4 protein-coding genes and 2 pseudogenes are annotated in these 4,734 nt (G+C 61.2%); 3 read left to right on the top strand and 3 right to left on the bottom strand.

The annotated features are described in order from the left end of the window. Both FEM54_RS34750 and FEM54_RS25035 read left to right on the top strand, forming a co-directional pair. A pseudogene (locus tag FEM54_RS34750) lies at positions 1-94 on the top strand (GNAT family N-acetyltransferase); the annotation flags it as partial. Between the two features lie 63 nt (positions 95-157). Beyond that, entirely contained in the window at positions 158-1,051 is an 894-nt protein-coding gene (locus FEM54_RS25035; protein ID WP_017139682.1) for an AraC family ligand binding domain-containing protein, read from the top strand. Here the strand turns inward: FEM54_RS25035 and FEM54_RS25040 are convergent. Beyond that, positions 993-1,581 (bottom strand): annotated as a pseudogene (locus tag FEM54_RS25040) (LysE family translocator). The gene FEM54_RS25035 and the pseudogene FEM54_RS25040 sit on opposite strands and share 59 nt — an antisense overlap. 219 nt (positions 1,582-1,800) lie before the next feature. Continuing rightward, positions 1,801-2,235 carry a winged helix-turn-helix transcriptional regulator gene (locus tag FEM54_RS25045; RefSeq protein ID WP_138453489.1) on the bottom strand — a complete coding sequence of 145 codons (435 nt, stop codon included), beginning with the start codon at positions 2,233-2,235 and terminating at the stop codon, positions 1,801-1,803. A gap of 107 nt (positions 2,236-2,342) precedes the next feature. On the opposite strand from FEM54_RS25045, the gene FEM54_RS25050 reads away from it, so the two are divergent. Then, complete coding sequence (locus FEM54_RS25050; RefSeq protein WP_138453490.1) at positions 2,343-3,041, top strand: SDR family oxidoreductase; 699 nt, start codon at positions 2,343-2,345, stop codon at positions 3,039-3,041. Positions 3,042-3,160: 119 nt separating this feature from the next. Here FEM54_RS25050 and FEM54_RS25055 read toward each other — a convergent pair whose 3' ends face one another. Beyond that, the gene (locus FEM54_RS25055) at positions 3,161-4,606 is read right to left on the bottom strand and encodes a mechanosensitive ion channel domain-containing protein (RefSeq protein WP_138453491.1); all 1,446 of its coding nucleotides are present in this window, start codon (positions 4,604-4,606) and stop codon (positions 3,161-3,163) included. Positions 4,607-4,734 lie beyond the last annotated feature (128 nt).

The following is a 4,734-nucleotide window of genomic DNA, read 5'->3' on the forward strand; positions in this document are numbered from 1 at the left end:
GGGGTTTTACGAGAAACAGGGGTGGGTGCGGTTGGGTGAAATACCCTGCCAGCCCGAAGGCAGCAGCCGGGTGTTTTTGTCCAAGCAGCTTTGAAGCTGACGCCTCCGGCGCTCTGTGCAATGATCGCAACTCGCCTCAAGGGATGGAGCCACCGCCATGTCGCTGAACACCCCGCCTCACCTCGCGCACGCGCCACGCTTCTGGCGTGACGAGCGCTTGCCGTTCATTGAGGCACGCACCATCGCCGACGGGCGCAAGGTCACTTACACCCGTCACGCCCACGAGCATTTTTCCATCGGCGCCATCACCCGCGGGCGCAGTTATTACCACTATGGCGCGCAGACCTTCGAGATCAGCGCCGGCACGGTGGTGTTGATGAACCCCGGTGATGTGCACGCGTGCAACCCGATCCACGACCAGCATTGGTCGTATCACATGATTTACCTCGACACACCGTGGCTGACGGACCTGCAATACCAGCTGGGTTTCAGTACCGAGCAGGGTTATCGGCCGTTCAATACGCCGCATACCCGCGACACGGTGTTGTATAACGGCCTGATCGAGCTGTACGGCATTCTGTTGGATGAGCAGGCCGAGTTGCTGCAGAAAGAGAGTGCGCTGGTGAGTTATTTCACCGAGGTGCAGCAGCGCCTGAACCCGTCTTTGACGCCGCTGCGTGAGGTCAACCACAAGCTGGAGCGCGCCGCCGAGTACATCCGTGCGCACTGCACCGAAGCGTTGAAGCTGGAGGATATTTGCCTGGCGGCCGAGCTGTCGCCGTCGTATTTGATTCGTGCGTTCAAGCAGTATTACGGGCTCACGCCCCATGCGTTTCTGGTCAACCGGCGCATTCAGTTTGCCCGCACGCAATTGCGCAATGGCGAGCTGATCGCCGATGTAGCCCTGGCCGCCGGGTTTGCCGACCAGGCGCATTTTCAGCGCACCTTCAAACTGCATTTCGCCGCTACGCCGGGCCAGTACCGCGACTTGCTCAAGCCATCAGCAAATAACCCACACTGGCCACCAGCAACGCGGCCATTGAGCGGTTGAACAGGCGCACACTTTGGGGGTTGCTCAGGTAGCGCCGCAAAAACGTGCCGGCGTAGGCCCAGCACGCCACCGACAGGTAGCAGATCACCCAGGTACAGCGCCGCAAACAGCCACACTTGGCGCGCATCGCCATCGGCCACGAACAAGCCCATGCCCGCCACACAGGCCAGCCAGGCTTTGGGGTTGAGCCATTGCATGATCGCGCCGTAGAGCATCGAGGGCGCGGTGGCAGTGCCTTCGGCGTCGAGTCGGCCATCGTCGACCGCGAGTTTCCAGGCCATGTACAGCAAAAAGGCGACCCCGCCCCACTGGATCAACTGGGTGAGGATCGGCCAGCGCACCAGCACTTCATGCAGGCCCAGGCCGATCAGCACCAGCAGCAAGGTAAAACCCACGGCGGCGCCGACTACGTGTTTCTGGCTGGCGGCAAAGCCAAAGCGCGCGCCGGAGCTGAGCGCCACCACATTGACCGGGCCGGGGGTGATGGACGTGGCCAAAGCGAAGGCGGCCATGGAGATGATCAAACTCATTGCAGTTCCTTTTGGTGATGCCGAGTGACGATGGCTTCACGGTAAAGGGCTGAACGGCGGTGGTATTGAAGAAAATGCCCCTGAGGTCTTGGAGGCTTTGCCTGAGAGCGTTTCAGGTCGCCATGTTCCCTTTGTGGCGAGCCTGCTCGCCACAACAAGCCTGTTTTCCATAACAAGCCTGTTTGCCACAACAGCCTGCTCGCCACAATGGCCCAGTCGTTATGCCGCCGGCATCTGGGTGATGATGTCTTCCAGGCCCAGCACCCGGCCGTCTTCGGACACGATCTCGACCTTGCGCAGCGGCTTGAGCAAGCGCGCATCCAGCAAGTGGGTGGCGCCATCGGCCGGCTGCGTGAAGGTTTCGCCCCATTGCGCCAGGGTTACCAGCACCGGCATCAGCGCGCGGCCTTTGTCGGTGAGTTGATATTCGCTGCGCGCGCCCACTTCACTGGTTTGCAACAGACCTTGTTCGACCATGTCCTTGAGGCGCGTGGCGAGGATGTTTTTCGCTACGCCCAGGTGTTTTTGAAAGTCGCCGAAGCGCGTCACCCCGGCGTAGGCGTCGCGGATGATCAACAGCGTCCACCAATCCCCCACCACGTCGAGCGCGCGGGCGACCGGGCAACAGTCGCCTTCCAGGCATTTGCGTTTCATCGTCGGGCCTCCGGGCATGTTGAAATATTAGGTTGCATTATAGGACCAACAGGCTCAAGATAAAAACGGTTTCATTATTAAACCTAATTCGTCGCCTGGAGTGCATCATGGATATTCGTGGAAAAGTGGTGTTGGTTACCGGTGCCAATCGTGGCCTGGGCAAAGCGTTTGTCACCGCGCTGCTGGCAGCGGGTGCGGCCAAGGTGTATGCCGGTGCGCGCGACCCGGCCAGTGTGGATATCCCCGGCAGCACGCCGATCGCCCTGGACATTACCGACTCGGCCAGCGTGCAGCGCGCCGCCGAGCAGTGCGGCGATGTCAGCGTGTTGATCAACAACGCGGGCTGGCTCAAGTACGGCTCGTTGCTGGCCGAAGACAGTATCGAAAACCTGCAGCAGCACTTTGAGGTGAACACCTTTGGTACCTTGCGCCTGAGCCGCGCGTTTGCGCCGATCCTGGCCAAACAAGGTGGCGGTGCGTTGATCAATATCCTCTCGGTACTGAGCTGGCTGAGCCCTCCCGGCTCCGGCGGCTACAGCACCTCCAAGTCGGCGCAGTGGGGTCTTACCAATGGCCTGCGTGGTGAATTGCGCGAGCAGAACACCTTGGTGATCGGCGTACACCCGGCCTATATCGACACTGACATGGTGGCGGATGTGCAGGCGCCAAAAAGCACCCCGCAGGAAGTGGTGGCCATTACCCTCAAGGCATTAAGTGAGGACCGCGAAGAAGCGCTGATCACCGACATGACCCACGCGGTAAAAGCTTCGCTGTCCACCGACAGCCCGGTGTATTTGAGTCATTGAGCAAGCGCACACTGCCCAACGGTCTGAATGTGGGAGCAGGCAAGCCTGCTCCCACACTAGTCAGCTTCCAGGCAAGCCAGCTCCCACAGGTTTTGCTTTTGATTTGAGGCGTTACGGGCTCACAACCCGCGGTTACGCAGCCATTGCAAAAAGCCTTTCTTGACCGGCACCACCGGCGCGTCCTGGGTCAGGGCTTGCGCGGCGTGCACACGGAAATCCAGCAGTGCCTTCATCGCTTCGCTGATGTCGTGGCGCGCGTCCAGGCAGGGTTTGAGGTACTCATTCTCGATGCGGTACAGCGTGCAGAAGGTCTTGGCGGTGAAGTCCGCCAGCGCCGCTTGATCGGACAAAATCCCCGACTCGCCAATCACCTCGCCCGGCCCCATGCGCCCGGCTTCGAACGTGTGGCCATCCTTGATCAACATCACCGAGACCACGCCGGACTCGACGATAAACAAATGGTCGCTGACCTCCCCCGCCGGCAGGATCATCTCGCCGGCACGGTAGGTGTGCAGGGTCATGTTCTGGCTGAAGGTGTCTTTTTCCTCTTGGCGCAACGTGGAGAAAATCGACGAACGCTCCAGCAATGCCCGTGCGTGGGACATCACCGGCGGCGCGCTGCTTTCGGTGGCCGACAGCAGGCCCACGCCCGCTGCTTGCAGGTGGCGGAACGCCAGGTCGTAAAGCTGGTTACGCACTTCGCGCTTTTGACCCATGGCTGGCACAAACCCGCTGATCTCGTATTCCACGCCGCCACTGGCCGAAGTCTTGAACGCCACGCTGGGCGCGGGTTTGGCCAACAATGGCCGGCAGCCTTGCATCGCGCGCTCCAGCGCTTCGATCACGGTTTGCGGGCGCGCATGCGGGCTGACTTGCAGGCTGACCGCCAGGCCGAACATGTCCGCCGGGCGTGAGAAGTTGATGATCTTGGCCTTGGCCGCCAGGGAGTTGGGGATCACCGCCATGCTGCCCTGGGAGGTTTGCAGGCGCGTGGCGCGCCAGTCGATGTCGGTGACGCGCCCCTCGGTGCCGTCGATGGAGATCCAGTCATCCACCTGATACGGCTTGGTGGTGTTGAGCACGATCCCGGAAAACACGTCGCTCAAGGTGCTTTGCAGCGCCAGGCCGACGATGATCGCCACCGCGCCGGAGGTGGCGAGCACGCCCTTGACCGGCAAGTCGAGCACATAGGCCATGGCGGCGATGATCGCGATCAAAAAGATCACCGCGCCCAGCAGGTCTTGCAACAAGCGCCCGCCGTGCCCGACCCGGTTCATCATGACCGTGCCGAGCAATACCGTGAGGGTGCGCGCGGCGAACAGCCACCAGCCGATCTGCAACGCCGTGGCCGCCAGGTGCAAGGCGGTGTTGTCGCCATAGGGCGCAAGCTGCATGGGGTTCATGCCGTCGTTGAACAGCACGGCGCTGAACACCGCAAAGATCGCCAGGCGCGCCGCCAGTTTCCAGTTGGCGAGGTTGGCGGAAATAAGCCGCCACACAGCGATGTCGATAAAGATCAGCGCCACGGCGCACAGCATCGGGTGATCAGCGATAAATGAGGGCATCCAGGCGACTCCAGGGTGTGTGGCGAGAAGATCGCATGAATCGGCAATACTGAATAACAAAATGTGGGAACAGGCTTAATGTGGAAGCAGGCTTTGTGTGGGAGCTGGCTTGCCTGCGATGGCATCTC

Origin of the sequence: Pseudomonas edaphica (genome assembly GCF_005863185.1) — a bacterium.
Classification (GTDB): domain Bacteria; phylum Pseudomonadota; class Gammaproteobacteria; order Pseudomonadales; family Pseudomonadaceae; genus Aquipseudomonas; species Aquipseudomonas edaphica.

What these genes read in the sequence shown, in the direction of transcription:
- FEM54_RS25035 (WP_017139682.1), top strand. Translation starts at nt 158, where the DNA reads ATGTCGCTGAACACCCCGCCTCACCTCGCGCACGCGCCACGCTTCTGG.
- FEM54_RS25045 (WP_138453489.1), bottom strand. Translation starts at nt 2,235, where the DNA reads ATGAAACGCAAATGCCTGGAAGGCGACTGTTGCCCGGTCGCCCGCGCG.
- FEM54_RS25050 (WP_138453490.1), top strand. Translation starts at nt 2,343, where the DNA reads ATGGATATTCGTGGAAAAGTGGTGTTGGTTACCGGTGCCAATCGTGGC.
- FEM54_RS25055 (WP_138453491.1), bottom strand. Translation starts at nt 4,606, where the DNA reads ATGCCCTCATTTATCGCTGATCACCCGATGCTGTGCGCCGTGGCGCTG.